The following is a 20,444-nucleotide window of genomic DNA, read 5'->3' as shown; positions in this document are numbered from 1 at the left end:
AATGACTAAAAATAAGGTAAAAAAGAAATCGAAGGGGAGGTTATTATTAAGAATTACAGCTTGGCTAACTTCAATAGTAGTAATTCTTGTTGTGACAATTACAATTTCAGGTATTGTAACCTTAGCTTCTAATAATAGAAACCACCTCAATGTTACTGACGGCCATGGCAACATACAGTGGGGAGCTAACTTAATTGTTGAGGGTTGGAAGGAAGGTATTAATGGAATTAAAGGTAACTTTGCAAAATTTGGTAATCATTCCTGGGCTAATTCTTGGGGAAAAAATGCAGACGTTCTAAATGCTTGGTCTAAACGAAAAGGTAAGCTAACTTCGCAACAGTTACATGGCTTACGGGGCACAGGGATTAATGCAACTTCTGTTGAAAGTCAAGGATTATATAATTATGCGAAATCACTCGGGATTGATCCGAAAGCATTTAAAAGTAACAAATCCTTGCTTAAAGTACTTACAAAATACGTTAATAACAAATCTTTAGCAACTGACGGTGCGGGTAATCGACGAATTAGCAAATTTGGAAGCATGGGAAAGCAAGCAACTGCGGAAAAAAATGCGTGGAATAAATACACCAATAATCTGCTTAAGGCATACAACGATTTATCAGGCAGTGCAAAAGAGCAAGTTAGCGGCTATCTTAAAAAGTATGGTGGGACTAGAGGCTCAGAGAAATGGTATGAGGCTTTAAAAAATGCAATGCAAAAATATGCTACCGGTAAGGCGAAAAAAGAATTAGGTTCCGCCAATAAAAAATATGCCAAAGAATATGCCAATTCCGCTCAAGGCGATGAAAAGGTATCGGCAGATGAAGTTGAAAAGATGTTATCTAAAGGAGAAATGCCTGAGCCTACCACCTTTTGGGGGAAAATAGGAAGAGCGATAATGAATCTATTCTGGTCTTCATCAGTAGGTAGTTGGCTAGAAAAAAACGGAGCTGGTGCTTCAATTTTTGCAGGTGAAACGAATATAAACCATTTAGCGTCTGATATTCAGTCACAACCTCTAACTTTAATTTATCCCGTTTCTGGTAACTATAGTTCTATGAAAGAAATTTCCTCCTGGCTTCAACCCGCAATGATTGCATTAGGTGGAGCTTTAATAACTTTGGCATTGGTTATTACTACTATGAGAATGGGCGTAGGACAAGCCATCGATCCTGTGCGTTCTAGGATTAATTGGTATAGGAATGTAGTAGATACAGTAATTTCTGTTATAGGGGTTGCTGCATTTCCAACATTTGTAACAATGATTTTACAACTTGATGGAAGTATTTTATTGGCTTTTGCAAAATTTATGACTTCTGTCACTCCTTCAGGAGCGAGTGAAACAATTTTTAATACGGCATTAAAACTAGGTTTTGATAAAACAACAGTTAATGCAATATCAACTGGGATGTTACTGGGTGGATCAGACTTTTCTGGAGTAATATTTGAGATTATATATTTGTTGGCTTATGTAGGATTAGCAATTTATATTAAATATTTCTATTTTATACGAGCAGTAGCTTTCACAATTATTATTTCAATTGGTCCAATTTTTGTAGCTCTTTGGTCACTGAATTGGGGCAAAAGTAAATCAATAAATTGGATTAAAGATTTTATTGGAACTGTCTTCATACAATGTATTCATGCATTGACTTTAACCTTTATGGCAATGTTTATGGATTGGAATAATGGAAGAATAACAGGACAAACAGCACAGCAGATTGCGGCGATGATTAACTGGCAAAAATCTAATCCAGGGAAGCAATTTCTTAATGCAATTACTTTAGGCTTAGCTAATCAAGGTCCTGCTCAAACTACCAGTGGTGCCTCTGTCTTTGAAGTTTTGGTTGTTGGCTTTATCGTTATGATTCTGTTCCAGCCATTATCAAATTCACTTGCAAATTTATTTGGTATTAGTACAAATATGCTGGACAATATTCATCAAAGTACTTCAAGAACAGTTAAAGCTGGAGCCTTGGCAGGAGGCGCTGCTATTGGTGCAACTGCTTTAGCCCCTGCAGGCCTAGCCTTAGGTACTGGTAAGGGTATATTGGGTGCAGCAAAAGACGGAGTTAAGAATGCTGCTAAGGATTCAGATAATCTTAAGGAGTTTAAAAGCAACTTAAAGAATGGCTTTCATGAAGACTTTAAAAATAGTATGGCCAAGCGCATGCCTTTTCGTTCTTCAATTGCAAAACTAAATGGAATAGTTGGCCCAGGGGCGGGTCGCTTAATAGGTATGGCCCCTGGTGCAGGAGCAAGTGATGTGCAGGCTATGTTAGCTGGGAGTGCGGCTGGAGGAATTATTGGAAAAAGAGCTGCTCGATTGGCTAATAAGCCCTTGGCTGCTTTGGGGTTGGGAAGCTTAAATAAAATAAAAGAAGATTTTAGGAGAAATAACAATTCTGGCTTCACAGATTCAAAGATAAAGCAAGCGAATGCAAAAACAAATAAGACCTTATCTAGACAGAATAAAGCTGTATGGGATGCAGATAGTGGACATGAAGCAGTAGACCAAAATATAGCAAATATCCAGAAACAAAAAAAGGCAATTGAAGAAGCCTTTAATAATGGAAATATTACTGCAGATGATAGAGATGGTCAGATTGCAGAATTGAATGCTAAAACTGACATTGTAGATAAAGTGTTAAATGATGAAGACCTAGCTAATAGGATGGCTCAAGCGGATGCCAACAAACAGATAAATGGTTCCTATTGTAATGCTAATAAATTAGCTCGAGCATCCCGAAAAGCGCTAGGAAAAGAAGCTACAAAATTATCGTCAAATCGTAAAGGAGAGTCAGACCAAATACAAAAATCATTGGCTATAGCAGGTGCTGCTACCAATGGATCTAATAGATCAAGAATCGATGGTGATGCAATTAATACGGCAGCAAAAAACGCTAAACAAAAATATGCAGAAATTAATGGTGATAAATTTTCTGAAAATGGTTTTGTAAATAGAAAATCATGGATGGATTCTAATCAATATCGTCAAGGTGAGTCTGAAGCAATGAAAGCAGCTCGAGAGCATAGGGCTATTGAAACCAATGGTAAAATCTTTTCAATGCCTGATCAAACGGATAATCCAGCTTTTGGCAATTCGATGGTAAATAAGACTCTTTTTAAGCAGAGCCTTAGTGAACAAATGCAAAAGGCTGGAGTTTCTAAAGATGTTCAACAAGATACTCTTAATGCTATAGATGGGGTTTCAGGACAAGCATTAATATCAAATACAAAGATACATGGTTCAAATACTCCACTTGAAACACTAGATTATGGGCTAAACAACAGACTTATTAAACAACGGACTTTTTCAATCAATAACGAAGCAAACTCCGCAAAAGGGGCCATACCCATTTCAGCATATGAACTTGAAAAAGCTTTTAATGATGACACTAATCCCTCAACAATTATCGGTGGGCATTCTAGTGATATTTTTACCGCAAAAAGTTTTCAAGACTATTTAAGTCGAAATAATTCGAGAAAAAAATATCAGAAAATCCAGAAAGATTTGGCAGAAGGCTATGCAGACTACCAAAAATCCCAAGCTACACTTAATAATGAGTTTGATAAAGGTGCAGAAGTTTCTGGTATAAAAAATTGGCTTAACGTAGATAAGTCAACAATATCAAAAGGTGCTGATATAAATGATGGCACGTCATTAACTCCTAATGATTATATTGCATCTTCAAAAATTGCTAATTATAATAAAAATTTTGGCCCGTCTGGAATATCTCCACAGAAAGCCATAGAGGAGTTATCTTATAATGTCCAAAATTCAACAAGTGCTAACTTTAAAGATGGCTCAGGAATTAAAGCTGGGGATTTACAAGTTGTTACCAATAACACAGGGTCATATGTTAGAGCAAAAATAAAGGATGGTGAGTACCATCTAGTAGGTAATTATGGATTAGGTGATCCGAGCCTTGCTGGGGATGAAACTGTCTTTCAAAACCTTGATTTTTATCCTGATGGTAGTATAGGTCCGAGATATGATCCAGCTACTCATAGAATCGAAGAACCATACAGTATTTCTGATAATTTGAAAATTACTCGTTCATACACGAATGGAGGACCAGATCTGCACGATATGGTTGGAAACTATGCTTCTAAAGTTCCATCTACCTCTTTTGACATTTCTGATTATAGAACAATGCAACAAGCTCCAGAATTGATAAAATCAAAATTTGATGGGAGCCCAATTACTTTAGACAAATTATCTAATTATAGTGATTATCATTATTATTCTGATGGAAATCATGGTGTCATTGTTGGTAAAGATAAAAGTGATGATTTATATAAGCAAGTATCTAATATTGTGGATGACGATATTTTAGATACGCATGTTATCGGTCAACAGTATAGCATCCCACTTAAAGATACAGGTAACGGACTCATTCCCGATGATGTTAAAGAGCCGATAGTTTATTCTAAAAGTCCAATTACTAAACAAAGTGAAAAACAGGTTATCGATAACATAAAGATACATACTAATACGACTAAAAGTCGGTTAGAGTTTAATCAATATTTAAATGGTATTCTAAGTCCAACAGAAAAAAATCTGCATAATTATATTGCTGCTAATCCTGCTCATCTTTCTATAGATGACTTGGACATGACCAATTTATAATTAGGGAAAGTTACAATGAAAAGAAACCAATTATATCTAAAAGACACACTTTTTTCATTTATAGTTCGATGGGTAAGCCGTATAACCACAATGTCATGTTGGCTGGCAATTATACTTGATATTAGTTATTTTGCTAGGTCTAATAACTTGGGCTTAACTATTTTATTCAGTTTATATACACCTCTCAGATATTTTCTTTTTGATATTACTCGTGAAAAAATGCAAAAACGACCTCCATCATTAGACAGAATAATACCTTTAACTATTTTTGTTAGATATTTAAAACTCAAATTTCCTTTACCACAAGGAAATTTTTTGGCTAGCTTAGTTGGTCTTTTTCTTGCCTGTTGTAGAGCAATAGTAAACGGTTATGCATTATTGCTATTTGATACTTTTACTTTTTTTTATCAAATAAAAAATGATTCTTTTGGTAATCCTTTAGATTGTAAAGATACTATAAAAGAAAGATTTGAGTTTGTTGAAAATGATAGAAAAATTGATTTGTCAGATATGGACGAAAAGGCAATTGCTCACTTAAAAATTTCTTGGGAGCAAACAAGAAATTATGATTACTTAAATATATGGGATTTTCCAATTCAAAGATATCTGAATCATCCGACATTTTATTTTAAAAATAATGAAGTAGGTAATACTGTCATAGATAGAAAATGTTTAGTAGAGAATGAACAAATTGACGTTTGACCAATAATATCTAAAGTAATTTATACCAGTTATGGTGAATAAGTTAATTGGGCGTTATAATATACAAGCAAACTATATTCTATAAAATACAATGCAAGATAATTCTTGTAAGAGTCTCACGTTTGTGAAAAATGTAGTTTATTTCAGAATTACTTCTAATGAAGAACGAACACCGAAAAAATTGATCATAAAGATCATATGAATTAAGAAAAAGATTTTTAAAGAAGGAACATTGAGCAATTTCAATGTTTCTTTTTGTATGGAAGGGAGATGGTTTTAATAAGAAGACATCGGAGAAGTTGAGGATAAGCTAATAGGGAGTTAGCTATTTAGTTGTGTTATCAGAAAGGAAGAGTTAAATGAATACAAGAGAATAATGCTGCATAAGAAATTTTATTATTAATGGTTACTAACTTATGAAATAAAAGAAAAAGGTAAAAAGCAAATATTTTAATACATTCAATTAGTGGGAACATAAAAGCTATAATTTTATGTTCCCTTTTGTTTATAAAAAATACTATACAGGGAGATTAAGTAATAATGGAATTGTCTAAGGAAGATATACAAAAAGTAAAAAATAAGGCTAATGAACATTATTCTTTTTTTAATAGGATAATTGATTCAATGTCTAACGGAGTAGAGGCTGAAGAATTTATTATTTGTATAATAAATGATTATTTGTGGGATGTTAATCTTACTGTGGTTAGAAGTCTGGAATACCCTGAGAATGATATTAAAGATCTTTGGGACAATAGTGCCGATCAATATGTTAATGAACTAGCTAAGGAAGAACTGTTAGCTAGGGATTTTATTATTAATACTTTTATTGTTTACACTTGCATTAAAGAAAAAATATTAAACAACAACGAAAAAATTAATGATATTTCAAATGATTATTATTTGTCAGAAGAAGAAGTGGATCAACTTAATAGTATTCTACAAAAGGTTAAGCAACCGACGATTTCTAATGAAAAATTGAAGCTTATTAAAAGTCTTCTTTATAAAATTTAAAACTAAGTAAAAGGCTAAAAAATGGAATTACAAACACAATTATTTATTAATTTTGAAGACGAAAAGGGTCAACAAATTTTTGGTACAGTGGTTAACTACGATTGGATAGACGAACGAAAATTGTTAATGAATGTTTTGAGAATAGTATTGAATTTAACTGATTTCGAATCTTATAGTGACATTCAATATGGAAATGAAATGTTTAATGCAAGAGGATTAGAAGATTTTTATTCAATTCTTCGAAATGAATGTAATTTGCCATCTCCCACTACTGCTGTTGAAATTAGAACAAATATTATTAACAATTTTTTTACTGAAGGAGAAATGAATGTTGACACTTCATATTTGGAAACAGCTATCCTTAAAAAGGATGAGGGAATACATAAGAAGCTTTGTGAACATAATCGTTTATTTTCTATTGAGAGCTTAAAAGATGCTTATGCAGCAAATTTTTCAAACTTTAATCATCAATGGAGAATTGGTGAAAATTTTATAATTGTAAATATAACTTCTCCAGAGTCTATAAATAGAAGCTACTATGACTTTTCTTTAAGCAGTGAGATAAAACTTGGCTTTATTTTGGGTTCAGATTATGGTGAAGGTCTTTTTGCAGATTTCATTACTCCTGTTACGTTCACAGACTATATTACTAGAAAAGGAAATTGTGGCAGCATAGATAAAACTTTTATTGAAGGATATAAGAAGATTATTAACTCTTATGGAATTAAGATGTTTTCGGTAAGTGAACTAGAAGAACGAATCAAGTGATTACAGAAAACTTCTTGGTTCAAATAAATATAAGGTACCTGATTAAATGGAGAGAAAAGAAAAAAGTAAGATTTATGGATCTATAGAAGAACAAATGAAATTTTTAAAATTAATAAAAGGAAAGCATCTTAATTTATTTTTTGAAATTAGGAATTCTATTTCTACAGAAATAAAAGTTGGGAGATTTATTAGAAGCTTAATTAATGATTATCTATACGATATAAACTATGATAAGAATGCTGAACTAGAAATTAATCAATACATTGATGAGATATTTTGGTTTAAGTTGTATCATGCGGAGGCCGAACGATTAAAAATTGAAATAAATTTAGCAGATAATTTTGTAAAAAATGCATTCATTTTATATAAGGAAAATGAGTCTGATTTCGACGATATTGCAATTTTTGATATTAGTCTAATATCTCTTGATTACTACAATAGCGTAGGTTTGAATTTTTTCTTTAGCAAGTATTACACAAAAAGACTTAATTTTTTATCAAAAAAAGAATTAGAATTACTTAATTCTTTTAAAAGGAGCCAAACATAACTTTTAATAAGCTAAATTTTATGTTTTCTTTATTATAAGCAAAATACTTTAATTTAGACATGAGGTTAGTGTGAGAAAAACTAGTAATTGATCTTACTAAAAAGAGGACAAATTACAATTTTGATGGGACACCTTATTAGCTACTAAGTGAGGACTAACTTTCGATATTCAATCGGAGTTAGTCCTTTTATTTTGATATAATTCTTTATTTAAAAATCAGTAATACTGTCTCACAGAAATTAAAAATAATTTATTATAAATATTTTGATGAAGTATTAAAGCGCTTGCATTAATTAAAATAATATTTTAAAATACCATATAACAATTAATAACTATTTAATTGTTAAATAATTATAGGGAGGTAAGAACCCATGGAAGCTATTGACTTATCATCTTTAGAAGTTAGTTCCGCTATTGGACAAGCAGGTACTTGCTGGACACTTTGGAACTAAGTAACCTTTAATTTAAAGTGAGTCTTAGGGATAAGGCTCACTTTTTTAATTTGAAAGTGGTGAGTATAATATTTGTTATATGTGATGGGATTCATGTATTTGAATCATTAGATGGTAAAAAAATAATAATTAGAAATTATCCTTGTGGAACAAAAATTGAAATTAATAATCAACAATTATTAATGCAATTATTGATTTACTTAAAAAAGCAACATAGTTTTAAAGAAATTTGTACTAAGTTTTCTCAGATGGACAATCAAGAGCTAGAAAAAGTATTAAATACTTTAAAAAAATATGGAATTTTAACAAGTAGTAAGGAAATAAGTAAAACAATAAATGTTATGCTGATTGGTCTAGGAACAACAGGCAGTCATATAGCAAATGATTTAAAAAACTTGAGTTGCATTGATCAACTTATTGTTGTTGATCCCGATATAGTTGATTATTCAAATATTTATAGGCAAGATTACTTAGAAAAAGATGTAAATAAAAAAAAGATAGATGTAATTAAAGATAGAGGAAATAAATCTAATAAAATTATAGGAATAGATAAGGATATAAAAAATTATAAAGACATAACGGAAATTTGTAAAAAGTACTTCATAAATTTAATAATTCAGGCAGGAGATATTCCATCTACAAGGGAATTAGGAAAGATAACTGAAAAAGCTGCTAACATAATTGATATTCCATACATAATAAATTCTGGCTATGTAAGTGATGTAGTATCACTACCTGAGTTTTATTATCCTAATAATGATTATGATTTTAATTATAAACATGAAACTAATAATGAAAGAGAAATATTTCTTCAGTCTAATAAGAAAGTACCCTTCCGTATTGCTGCTAATGTGGGGCATATAGTTGCGCAGCAGGTAGTAGACTATAGCCTAGGGAAGGAACCTATAAAATATCGAGAACGTGGATTTTTCGATATGAAAAAATATGAATGGAGAGTACAAAAAATTGATTAAAGAAATTGAACTCAATTATAATAGCACAAAAGTATTTCAAGGATTTAGAGAAAATGAAAAGTTTATTTCGGCACATAAAAATTTGTTAACAGCGCTTTCTGATAAAAATTGGCGTAGTGCTAAGTATATGAATACGGAAAAAAACATATCTTCGCCAACTGGTAAAATTATCGAAAGATATTTTGTGAATATTTTTTGTTCAATATTATTTGAAAATTCAAGTAACGACTTAAATAAAATTATTATAAAAAAAGCAAAAGAATATTCTTTAGATGATTATAGTTATAGACTTCTGAAATTAGTTGAGCTGACTACTAATATTAAAATTGAAGAAAAAGAAGTTTGCGGTGTACAGGCAAATATTCTGACGCCTTCAATAATGAGAACTGCTGTTAAGCGTGGATTGTATGATGAATTTACTTACCAAAGTTATCCCCTAGAATATATATATAGGTATTTTAAGTCAATTTTTTTGACGAATAATTATTCTTTAGAAGATTTAATCCAAAAATATAAAGAATTGAGTAATAAATCGGATAAGTATATAAACTGGCTACTAATTAAAGCCGTAATAAATAGATCAATAAGAGAAAAGGATAAGACCATAGCAAAAGAATTTATACAAAAGCTAAAAATAGTAAAAGTAAATGAATTTGATTACATTAATAGCAAAAGCTTTTACATATTAGTTTTTGAATCAAGAGAAAAGGCAATTGATTATTTAAAAGATAGGCTTGATATACATAACTTTTTGATTTCGGAAAAAATTGATTATAGTGAATCACTTGCTATGAAAAATTTTGCTACAATACTGAATGATGATGAACCAATCAAAAGAAAAATTTTAATTAAATGTTTAGAACAAACACCTCAAGATGTTGATCTTTGGAAACTTTGGTTTAAGCACTTTGCTTCTAAAATAGAGATACAAAGAAAATCTTTAGATATGATTGATAACGGTTATAGTGATTTACCTTTATACAAGAATATTGTTTTAACCCGTGATATGCAATCTGCTTTAATCAGGCTTATAATATTGTCTGATACTCCAGAGAATAGGAAACTAGGATATAGTTTAATAAATAAGGTTGATAATAAAGGAATAGGAAAGAGCTTAAGCTTACTTTATTCGAATATTCCTAATATCAGTGAATATATATATAGGGGCATGTGAGTGAAATATATTTTTAAAAAAGACTCCAAAAGGGTAATAGTTTACTTCATTTTAACCATTATTTTGGCGCTATTAATGGTTTCGAACTCGCTTGTATTAAAGTACATTATGGATGTAGCTTCAACCAAGGGTTTGAATAAATATGTGTCTTTGGTTATAAATGTATTGTTATTTATTTTGGTTCAGTCTCTGGCATATTATTTGCAGCAGCTAAATTCACAATTTTTAGCAAAAGAAGCTGTTTCGGTCTATCGTAATGTGGTTTTTGAACGTTTGTCAAAGCAAAGGCTGCTAACACTTAATTCAAATGAATCTGGTCAATACATTTCATTATTAACTAGCCAAATGGACAATTTAGGACAAAACTACTTTTATACATTTTTTTGGGGTTTATATTTACTACTACAATTTCTTGCTGCTAGTTTGCTATCTTGGATAATAAATCCTGTTATGGCAATTTTTGCCATTATTTTAAGTATTCCTAATATACTTATCCCAGTAATTTTTAAGACAAAACTACAAATTAAAAAAAGTAAAACAATAGAGGCAACTAATAATTATGTCAATGAAGCAAATGACTTATTTTCTGGTTTGACAGATTGGAAAGTGAATCGTTCTGAAGCTGCAGTGGTTTCAGAAGAAAAAATGATTAACAAAAAGTTGTTACATTGTGAAAAAGAAGAGCTAAAGACTGAAAATACAGTGACGGTTTTCAATAAAACTTTTTCTGACTTTTTATATTTTGGTACCTGGTTAATTGGAACTTTTTTTATCATAAAGAGCAACTTATCAATTGGTCAAATTGTGGCGTTTACTCAACTAGTTACGAATATTTCTTTTCCTATTTATAGTTTTTCTGATCTTTTTTCTCAATGGATTGGTGGAAAAAAAGTATTTGATTCAATTGAAAATGAAACAAATAAAGAAACAATTACAATTAACAATGAAAAAAATATTGATACTTTTTCTAGTATAGAGTTAAAGGATGTAAGTGTTTCTTTTAAAGAAAAAAAAGTTATTGATTCACTGAATCTTAAAATTAAAGCTGGGAAAAAATATTTAATTGTTGGTAAAAGTGGTAGTGGTAAATCAACTTTCATTAAACTTATTACCAAACAATTAGATAATTATCGAGGAGAGATTTTGTTAAATGGAATAAACATTACAAAACTTACAGATAATCAAATTTATCAAAATTTCAGTTACTTACCACAAGATGGCCATGTTTTTGCAACCACATTACGTAATAATCTGACTTTATATAAAAGTTATCCGGACGAGATTATAATTAAAGCTTTAAGATTTGTAGAATTGGATAAGTGGGCCAATGCTGAATCGTTGAGCATGAAACTAGGAAATTCAGACACAAAAGTATCTGGTGGAGAGGCTAAAAGAATTGAATTAGCAAGATTACTACTTCGAGAAAAAAATGTGTTAATATTGGACGAGTTCTCTTCTGGAATCGATAAAACAACTTTGCAAAAAATTGAAAGCAAACTTTTAAGTTTACCTATTACATTATTATACGTAACCCATACTTATAATAATGACTTGATAGCTAAAGCAGATCAAGTTATTAAATTTTAAAACTTATACAGTATTAAATGTGAAACAGGCTTAATTTTGGAGGTCATATCAAAACAGAGAAAGAATTATATTAGTTATAAAAATTTAATAAGAGAAACAAGTGAAAGTTTTTATAAAAATTTATGCTATAATTAATTTGTAAGCTATATAAGTATTGAGATGTAACACGGGTATATTTCTGTGATAATTTCCAATTGGAAGTTGTAGGTAGTTTACTTCAGAAATTCTTCGAATGAAGGACGAAACTTGAAAAAATTGATCATAAAGGTCAAAGGAACTAAGAAAAAAGATTAAAAGAAGGAACATTGAATAATTTCAATGTTCCTTTTTGCGTGAAGGAAAGAAGGTGGTTTCAGCAACGAAACAACGGAAAAATATTAGTTAATGAGGGAAGTAACATTATTGTTATTTCCCTTTTTATTTTGAGGGAAAAGATGAAATATTTATTTATTTTAATGATATTGTTATTTTTGCTTTTTAAGAAAAAAGGTTTAAAGGTTTTGAAAAAGATAAGAGCAGCTTTTTCAGAAAAATCTATTTCAAAAGAATTAAAAGGTGATGTGTTGGATAGTAGTGATATTGATGAAATTTCTAGCTCCATCCCTAGCAACATTCGAAAGGATATAATAAACCGGCAATATTTACGTGTGATTCAGACTAAGCAGTCTATTAATACATTTACTGACTATTCTGCGGGTAATGATAAAAAAAGGTTTGAAGAAACAGATACTATTAATTTAAATTCAGATAGTATTTTGGTTGATACAGATGGAGAGATACATAGTATGTATGACCTATCATCAGCTAATGTTGATCAATCTCATTCTTCAAGTAATAAGTATTCGTTTAAGGAAAAGCAAAAATTTGAAAGCTTAAAAAATTCATTTCCCGACGACCTGGTTCAACAAGTTATGTACAGATTGAAGGAGGTGAAAGAAAATAAAAAAATTAATAGGTAAAAAGAAATAGCTATTTAAAGGAATGACTTTCTTTTTGTTAGCAAACTTATAGATTATTAGAAATTGAATGAAATGACAGGTATGAAAGATAAAATTACAAAGGAAGCAATTTATAAACTTCTTGATATAAAGGACATAGAACCTTATAAAGTTCCCAGGAAATTATTCCAAATTTTGTTAAACAAAAGTGAACGTGTGAGAGTGTTTGAAAAATTTTTAAGTGTTTCTGATGATCTTACAAAAGACTGGTTTTTCGATTACTTTCAGACTGAACAAGCTGAAATGAACAGGCAAAAACAGGACTTAACACCTTATAATTTGAGCAAACTATTAGCACAATTATCCCACAATGATCGTAAATGGAATAATAGTGGCATAAGGCTTGATGTTGGTGCAGGAGCTGGTACTTTAACAATAGCTAAGTGGGTAGAGGATCAAGTTAAACATGATAATTTTGTCTATAAGCCACACAATTATTTATATTTTTGTGAAGAAAAATCAGACCAAGCAATTCCTTTCTTGATTTTTAATCTTGCGATTAGAGGTATGAATGCTGTTGTTTGGCATGGAGATTCATTAACACGTAAGTGTAAAGGTGTGTTCTTTATTGAGAATTGCTTAGATGACGCTCACAGTTTTAGCGATGTTAATATAATGCCCTATACTAAAGAAGTTAAAGAATATTTTTCAGTGTCTGACTGGAGTAAAGAAAGATATCCAAAACATATTGAGACATTTTTAAAAATTGAAACAACACTTAATGGGAAAACAACAGCACTTGTTTATGGAGATAAATAAATAGAAATTAGTAATAGGGAAAAGCAGCATTTTTAAAGGCTGCTCTTTTTTATTAGGAGAGGATTTATAATGATTAAATTTTTTAATGATGAAGAGGGCAATACAACAGGTTTAACACCAATTAAAGCTATATGTATGTGTATTTTTATTTTATTTATACTCTTTGAACAATATTATCGTCAGAGCTGAATGGTTGCTAAATATCCACATTTAGTGATTCTAAAGTATTTACCTTAATATTTTTATTTAGGAAAATCAAAATGAAACAAATTTCAAAGATTAAAGTATTAATAATTGATCCTGAAAAAGGTATTACTGAAAAAGTAATCGATAATAATTTGAGGAGCTTTTATAGGGAAATCAACTGTAATTATATCGACATTAGTTCTTGGTCAATTACTGGTCAAGATTATGATTTTATCATCGATGATGAAGGGCTTTTAAAGCCTAACCCTATGGTAAGTGTAATTAGTTTAAACAATAAGCCTATATTTTTTGGAAGAATAATTTTAACTAGGAACTGTGAAGGCTTGCAGACTAGTTTAACTGACAAAGATATCAAGAAAATTAAAAAGCATCTTGAAAACTATTTTAATTACAAAGTAATTCAGGTAGATCAGTTAATTTTTTAAGTTAAGGAAAAATAGTCATGAAAAAGGAAGATAGAGTAAAAGTTTTAGAAATTGATTCAGAGACTGGAATTGAAACAAAGTATTTACTTAATAGCTATAAATTCATTGCGGAAGAAATTGAAGACAAATATTTTTATATTGATACTTTTTCAGTTTGCGGACAAAACTATGACGTTATTTATAGAGATGAGAATAAAAGTATTTTTGTTGCCCACCCGAAAGTTAGTTTAATTAATTCAAAGGGTAAAGAACTTTTATATGGATCGAGATTTATCTTTTCTAGAAGTACAAATCCTAGAAAAAGTGATTATCAGATCAGTTTATCAAATGAAGACATCAAAATATTAAAAAGTCGTATAAAGTTTCATCTAGATAATAAAACCGGGCGTACTAATATAATTATTAAAGTAAGCCAAAAGAAGAAAATTTAATTTAAAGGGAAAAATGCAAAACATAAAAAGTTTATGTAGTAAAATTACTAAATTATTAATAATTATTATATTTTTATTACCATCAATAAAGACTATGGAAGAGATAAATTTACAAACTATTCAAGCAGTAGGTTTGAAGTCTGATAAAAATATTCGGAAGAAATATCTTTTCAAAGTTTTAGCTGGTGTCGGTAATAGAGTTTCTGTTTATGCCAAACCAACTTATTTATATAAAAAGGCTGAAATGTCTTTATCTACAAAACTTTATAAAGTTTTTGTAGTAAAAAAGAAAAACAAATTAGTCTGGTACAAAATTGGTAAAAACCAGTGGATTATGGCCATTGATACAGATAAACCATTACTTTTAGTATCAGCAACAAATACTTTTCCCATTTATAAAAAAATTTGAACATTAAAACTATTGGAATACCGGATAAAGATATTAGGATTTTTCGAACTATTGGTCAGTATACTTTCGTTTATAAAGCCAATATAACTAATGGCCAATATGTTTATTCAAAAACTGGAGTGTTTTGCTAATTTAAATAGAAAGGTAAGATATGCTTAAAAGTAAAGGATATAACGGCTTTAATAATTATGAAACATGGAATGTAGCAATTTATTTAGATAATTCTCTGTTAATTCAGCAAGTTAAACATCTATTTAGTTCCTATGCAGAAGTTGTGGAATTTTTTAGGTTGTTTGGAATTTTTGATACGCCAGACGGCGTGAAGTTAAATGATCCAAAGCTTGATTATAAAGAACTTGACGCTGTTTTAAAGTGAGTTAATAAATTAACTAGAATGATTTTTCATTTTTAGAAAAGCATTAAGAAGTAATATTAATGTGACCTCCAAATTTATTCTAAATTTGGAGGTATTTTTATGGCTAAATTATGTAAACAAGATAAAATTGAAATCTGCGATATTTATGTGCATCCCCGAATCGAAAATAAATTGTCTTTTTCTATTTTTCAATAATAACTAAAATTCAGCTACTTCAGAGAAAATATTAAATTTCTTGGAAAATAATTTAATGCAATCCTTTATTGCTGAATGAACTCTATTTATTCTATGACGTTTAAAGGTAGATTTATTAAATATAATTAATTGTGCACGTTTAAGGTCATTTATACTGATTCGATAGAACTTTTAGAGTTTACTACTGGGATAATTGCTGATGTGGTTTTAGATTTTCTATAAAAAATAATCTAAATTTTTGAAATGAAAATTAAAAAATTTGATTAATTTTAAAACAAATGTATAATAAATTAAAAATAATAAAAAGGAGATGATAAAAATGACTAACGAAAATTTAGATTTAGATTTAAATTTGAATGTTGAAGATATTGAGATGGAAGACGCATCATCTTTATTTGGACCTCGTAGAAACACAGGTGTTACTTCTTCTGGTTGTTGCATGCGTTAAATTTATTGTTTTATGTAATAAGTTAAAGATCAATATGTTTACAACATATTGATCTTTTTATTTTATGAGGAAAATTATATTGAGCAAATATATTTTAGAAGAATATTATACAATTAGAGCGCCTTTTTATGGCATGGAAGAATATAAAGACTTTTTTACTGACCAAGCCCAGCATAATTTTCAATTAATGGATTTGTTGAAAAATAAGCAATTTATGGAAATTTTATTAGTAAACAATAGAAAACTTTTTAATGAAGCGTCAAAAATTAAATTTTTGAAATCGGGAAGTAAAAAATATCGACACATAACAAAGTCAATTTTTAACTATTTTAATAGATTGTGTGCCCGTGCAACACCCTATGGGCTAAATGCCAGCATATCACTAAATAAGATAAACGATAGTTCTAAACGGAATGACTGTAAAAAATATAAATATGTTAGACCTGATTTAGAATGGCTAAGTAGAGTAATTAAGAAAATCCAGTCTAATCCAGAAAATATAACAAAGCTATATGTGAAATGGAACGAATTAGCAGTTAAAGATGGTTCATTTTATAAATTGCTATATGTTGCCAATTCATCCAAAAACGATTTATTGAAACGAATAAAAGAAACACCTATTGTTAAGTATATTTACGAAGCTTCCCAAGATACTGTTTTAGTAAAAAGTTTAGTAGATGATTTATGTGATTTCTATAAGATCTCAGACAGTCAAAAAGTAATAATATATATTAGTAAATTGATATCTAACGAATTTTTGTTGACAAATCTATCCATTGACACTTTGAATAATAATCCATTTAGTAGTTTGATTAAGAAACTGTCTTTTTTAGATATTGAAGCAGATTTGAAGAATAAACTAGTTTTTTTGAAAAATGAAATCAATAAATATTCTCTTATGAAGATTGGAGAGGGTATTGATGAGTACAATAAAATAATAAGTATAATGGAAAGTATAGCCAAAACAGATAATTATTTACAGGTTGATTTAAAAAGCAATGAAAATGCGCCAAAGTTAACAGAAAAAATAAAAAACTTAACGGAAACAATTGACTACTTAGAGAAAATAACACCTAGTTATATTAAGTCTTACTATTTAGAACAATATAAAATAAAATTTTTGAAGAAATACGGGCTGTATACAGAAGTTGATCTGCTTGAATTGTTGAATCCTTCTATTGGATGTGGCTTCCCATATTCAACTAAAATTCTGTCTAATTTATCAGATGATGAAACACAAACTAGTATAAAACTTAAAGAAAATATATTAAATACAATAAAGGAAGGTAGAAATTATTGCGACATTGAGAAATGTAGTTTGCCAGAATATAAAGAACCAAAAGAAGATATGTATTTTCCTTCAAGCCTCGAAGTATTTATTCAAACATTAACAAGTAAACAAATAAATAATTCGAAAATAGACGCTTTTTTTGTTCCTAATTCTGGCAGTGATATGAGTGGTAAAAGTTTTGGCCGGTTTAGTTACATGTTTAATGAAAAAAATTATTTGATGGAACCAAATGAAATTGAAATTTTGGATAATCCTAAGAATAAAAGAAATTTAAATATATTGGCAAACTACAATATGCGAAGTAGAGCTGTCAGTGTTGGAACTCTAATAGATAGTTATAAAGATACAAATATTGTAAATCTGAAAAATATATTAGTTGGACTTGAAAGTGTAAATGATCACTACTTTTTTTATTTTAAACTAAAAAAACGTGCGCAAAAGGTAAGATTTTCTTCTACATCTATGGTTAATTATAGAAACGGTGAAATTTTATCATATATTTCCAGTTTTTTAATAGAAGCATCGCATGAGAAAGAAAAAAATCCATTCTACATAATTCGGTTACTTGAATCTTATGAAAATTTTCCATTTATACCTGGCTTTTTTTATAAAAACGTATTGCTAACTCCTAGACGGTGGAACTTAAACGCAAACACAATAGATTTAAATCAGACAGCACAAGCTTTGCTTAAAGAGCTAGAAGTTTTTATGGCAAAATGGGAAGTCCCCAATATGGTTTATTTAGAAAAAGGAGATAATAGAATATTATTAAATTTAAAATTAAATGATCACAAGCAAATGCTGGTAAAAGAGTTGAAAAAAGCTAGGAATAATATTTCGATTTATGAATGCTTAGCTAATAAAAGCTCTGATTTAAATGAATACGTTTTATCTTTTTTTGCTAACACTAGAAGTCGGAAACAAACAAGTTTAAACATTTCTAGTGAACAGATAGTATCACCTAATGCAAGAAACAGAAAATATATTTTAGGTGATGAATGGGTGTATATGAAATTATATTGCTTAAAAAGTGCTGCATCAAAAATAATAAAAAATGATTTGTTTAGCTTATATAAGCAGCTAAAGGCAAATAGGACCATAAGTAGTTTTCACTATTTATTATATACAGATGACGACTTTCATATACGAGTAAGGTTCAAGTTAGTAGATAAGGATAAATTAATATACTTAATTAATGCAATTAATTCATGGGCACACTATTTACTAGAGGAACATATGATTTCTAATATAGTATTTGATAGTTATGATAGAGAATTAGAAAGATATGGTGGATTATATTCTATCAATAAAATTGAAAATATTTTTTATAAAGACAGCTTGGCAGCTATTGAGTTCTATTCTCTGCCCAAAAACGAATACACAGATTTAAATATAGTTGAGTCTTTAGAAAACTTTTCGCTTCAATTAGGAGTTCCGCAAACGATCCTTTCTGCGACATTAGAAAAAATGTTTTATAACACACACTTACATAAGGAAGTTTTTAAAAATAGCCAGTCATATGTACAAATGCATAAACAATCTTTTATAAATTTTGTAAAAGAAAAGTCACTTAATTCCAATAAAGTTTCTTTTTATAAAGCTTTACTTCAAACAGACGATAAAGTTCTTAATAAATATAATCAACAATTATTATTTAGCCTATTTCATATGCATTGCAATAGACTTGGCATAGAACATGGAAAATCTGAGCAACGAATCATGTGCTTGTGGACACAATTCGCTAAAGAAGCACAGTATTATCTGGGTAATTAAAAATGGCAAATAGTAAAATTAATCATATAGTTAAAAATTATGCTAATTTAGTTTTGGATTGCAAAGACTTTGTAGAATTCTTTTTGAACGATACTAAAATATATGCAGATGAAAACAAAAAAATAGAATTTTACATTAGTGTTTTACTATTTTTAGCCAGTTATGAGAAATATAGTAAACAAAGCTTTGCTGCTACAAAAAAATATTATCTTAAAAAGCTCATATTTTTAATGAAACATGCAACTTTGTCAATGAATACATTTAATGGTCTATGTGGAATAGGGTATGCATTTCATTTTTCAAGATTGGAAGATGAGAAGTGGGGTATTTCGATAGAAAACCAATTCGATAGTATATATTTCAAAATATTAAAGAACTATAAAAAAGAATTAAGTGATACGATAGATAAATTTGGCTTGTGTGAATCAAATTACGATTTAATAGATGGATATGCCGCTATAATATCCTTTCTGTTTAATAGTGGAATTTATAATAAAGACTTTAAACTTTTCAAAAGCATAACAATGGATTTTATATCTATGCTTAGTATTAGTTCTTGGGTTATACCACCATCGAATATGATACTTCCATATTTGGCTAAAGAATTTCCCTACGGTGCGACAAATTTTAGCTTATCTCATGGTATGGCTGGGCCGTTGTCTGTATTAGATTTATTACAATTAAATGGGCTAAATTTTTCAAATGAAACATCGATTGTAAATAAATTGATTAATCTCTACAAAGAAAATATTATCAAAAATAATTCAAATATATGGTGGCCAACCAGAAAAGCTGCAAAAATTAAGAGAACTTGTGAATTTCCAAGAGCAAGTTGGTGTTATGGAACACCAGGAATAGCTAATGTTTTATATAATGCATCAATTGTGACAGGTGATACTGATTTAAAAAAAATAGCCATGAAGAGTATTTTTACTCTATGCAAGAAATCTGTTTCTGATTTGTATATAGATTCTATGACCATATGTCACGGATTATCAGGTCTAATTTTATGCATTCAGAATATAAACAAAAAGCTTAAAAGCAATGAACTAAAAGAAAAACAAGATTTTTACGTTGATCTTTTATTAAAAAATGCTGAGAGTGACTATAAGTATATGTACCATAATTATGACTATTTAACACCTTTCAAACCTAATAGTCGTAAAACTTATCAAAATGATATAAGTTTTTTAACGGGATCAACTGGTGTAATTATGACTTTAATGGCAGTATCAAGTGATATAGAATTTAACTGGCTTAAAATTCTTTCTTTATATTAAAAAA

The 20,444-nt window shown here is 29.3% G+C and carries 17 protein-coding genes; all 17 read left to right on the top strand.

Annotation, left to right across the window (positions count from 1 at the left end; genetic code table 11):
• The first annotated feature begins 1 nt into the window (after window position 1).
• Complete coding sequence (locus tag ACFQ32_RS08380; RefSeq protein ID WP_046325846.1) at window positions 2-4,633, top strand: hypothetical protein; 4,632 nt, start codon at window positions 2-4, stop codon at window positions 4,631-4,633.
• 15 nt (window positions 4,634-4,648) lie between these two features.
• Window positions 4,649-5,335, top strand: a complete 687-nt coding sequence (locus ACFQ32_RS08375) for a hypothetical protein (protein ID WP_052724692.1) — start codon at window positions 4,649-4,651, stop codon at window positions 5,333-5,335.
• Window positions 5,336-5,875: 540 nt separating this feature from the next.
• The gene (locus tag ACFQ32_RS08370; protein ID WP_046325845.1) at window positions 5,876-6,346 is read left to right on the top strand and encodes a hypothetical protein; all 471 of its coding nucleotides are present in this window, start codon (window positions 5,876-5,878) and stop codon (window positions 6,344-6,346) included.
• Window positions 6,347-6,367: 21 nt separating this feature from the next.
• Window positions 6,368-7,114: a hypothetical protein gene (locus ACFQ32_RS08365; RefSeq protein ID WP_046325844.1), complete on the top strand. Its 747-nt coding sequence runs from the start codon at window positions 6,368-6,370 to the stop codon at window positions 7,112-7,114.
• A gap of 46 nt (window positions 7,115-7,160) precedes the next feature.
• Window positions 7,161-7,661, top strand: a complete 501-nt coding sequence (locus ACFQ32_RS08360; RefSeq protein WP_046325843.1) for a hypothetical protein — start codon at window positions 7,161-7,163, stop codon at window positions 7,659-7,661.
• Between the two features lie 508 nt (window positions 7,662-8,169).
• Window positions 8,170-9,087, top strand: coding sequence for a ThiF family adenylyltransferase (locus tag ACFQ32_RS08355; protein ID WP_244885274.1), 918 nt, complete (start codon window positions 8,170-8,172; stop codon window positions 9,085-9,087).
• The gene (locus ACFQ32_RS08350) at window positions 9,080-10,261 is read left to right on the top strand and encodes a hypothetical protein (RefSeq protein WP_052724690.1); all 1,182 of its coding nucleotides are present in this window, start codon (window positions 9,080-9,082) and stop codon (window positions 10,259-10,261) included. The genes ACFQ32_RS08355 and ACFQ32_RS08350 overlap by 8 nt, the downstream gene beginning before the upstream one ends.
• Complete coding sequence (locus ACFQ32_RS08345) at window positions 10,262-11,848, top strand: ATP-binding cassette domain-containing protein (protein WP_046325842.1); 1,587 nt, start codon at window positions 10,262-10,264, stop codon at window positions 11,846-11,848.
• 305 nt (window positions 11,849-12,153) lie between these two features.
• Complete coding sequence (locus ACFQ32_RS08340) at window positions 12,154-12,807, top strand: hypothetical protein (RefSeq protein WP_143435150.1); 654 nt, start codon at window positions 12,154-12,156, stop codon at window positions 12,805-12,807.
• A gap of 81 nt (window positions 12,808-12,888) precedes the next feature.
• Window positions 12,889-13,605, top strand: coding sequence for a hypothetical protein (locus ACFQ32_RS08335; protein ID WP_046325840.1), 717 nt, complete (start codon window positions 12,889-12,891; stop codon window positions 13,603-13,605).
• Window positions 13,606-13,865: 260 nt separating this feature from the next.
• Entirely contained in the window at window positions 13,866-14,237 is a 372-nt protein-coding gene (locus ACFQ32_RS08330; RefSeq protein WP_046325839.1) for a DUF3846 domain-containing protein, read from the top strand.
• A 17-nt stretch (window positions 14,238-14,254) separates the two neighbouring features.
• On the top strand, window positions 14,255-14,668 hold the full coding sequence (locus ACFQ32_RS08325; RefSeq protein ID WP_046325838.1) for a hypothetical protein: 414 nt from the start codon (window positions 14,255-14,257) through the stop codon (window positions 14,666-14,668).
• A gap of 13 nt (window positions 14,669-14,681) precedes the next feature.
• Window positions 14,682-15,077 (top strand): hypothetical protein, encoded by a 396-nt coding sequence (locus ACFQ32_RS08320; protein ID WP_046325837.1) that lies wholly within the window; start codon window positions 14,682-14,684, stop codon window positions 15,075-15,077.
• Between the two features lie 151 nt (window positions 15,078-15,228).
• Window positions 15,229-15,453, top strand: a complete 225-nt coding sequence (locus ACFQ32_RS08315; protein WP_046325836.1) for a DUF7249 family protein — start codon at window positions 15,229-15,231, stop codon at window positions 15,451-15,453.
• Between the two features lie 514 nt (window positions 15,454-15,967).
• Window positions 15,968-16,096, top strand: a complete 129-nt coding sequence (locus ACFQ32_RS08310; protein ID WP_257011527.1) for a hypothetical protein — start codon at window positions 15,968-15,970, stop codon at window positions 16,094-16,096.
• A 79-nt stretch (window positions 16,097-16,175) separates the two neighbouring features.
• Window positions 16,176-19,160: a lantibiotic dehydratase gene (locus ACFQ32_RS08305; RefSeq protein ID WP_046325835.1), complete on the top strand. Its 2,985-nt coding sequence runs from the start codon at window positions 16,176-16,178 to the stop codon at window positions 19,158-19,160.
• Between the two features lie 2 nt (window positions 19,161-19,162).
• Complete coding sequence (locus ACFQ32_RS08300; RefSeq protein WP_046325834.1) at window positions 19,163-20,440, top strand: lanthionine synthetase LanC family protein; 1,278 nt, start codon at window positions 19,163-19,165, stop codon at window positions 20,438-20,440.
• Window positions 20,441-20,444: the final 4 nt, after the last annotated feature.

The sequence above is a fragment of the Lactobacillus melliventris genome (assembly GCF_042679465.1).
Taxonomy (GTDB): domain Bacteria; phylum Bacillota; class Bacilli; order Lactobacillales; family Lactobacillaceae; genus Lactobacillus; species Lactobacillus melliventris.
The sequence above is the reverse complement of the archived record's forward strand: the minus strand, read 5'-3'. Positions and strand labels throughout refer to the sequence as shown.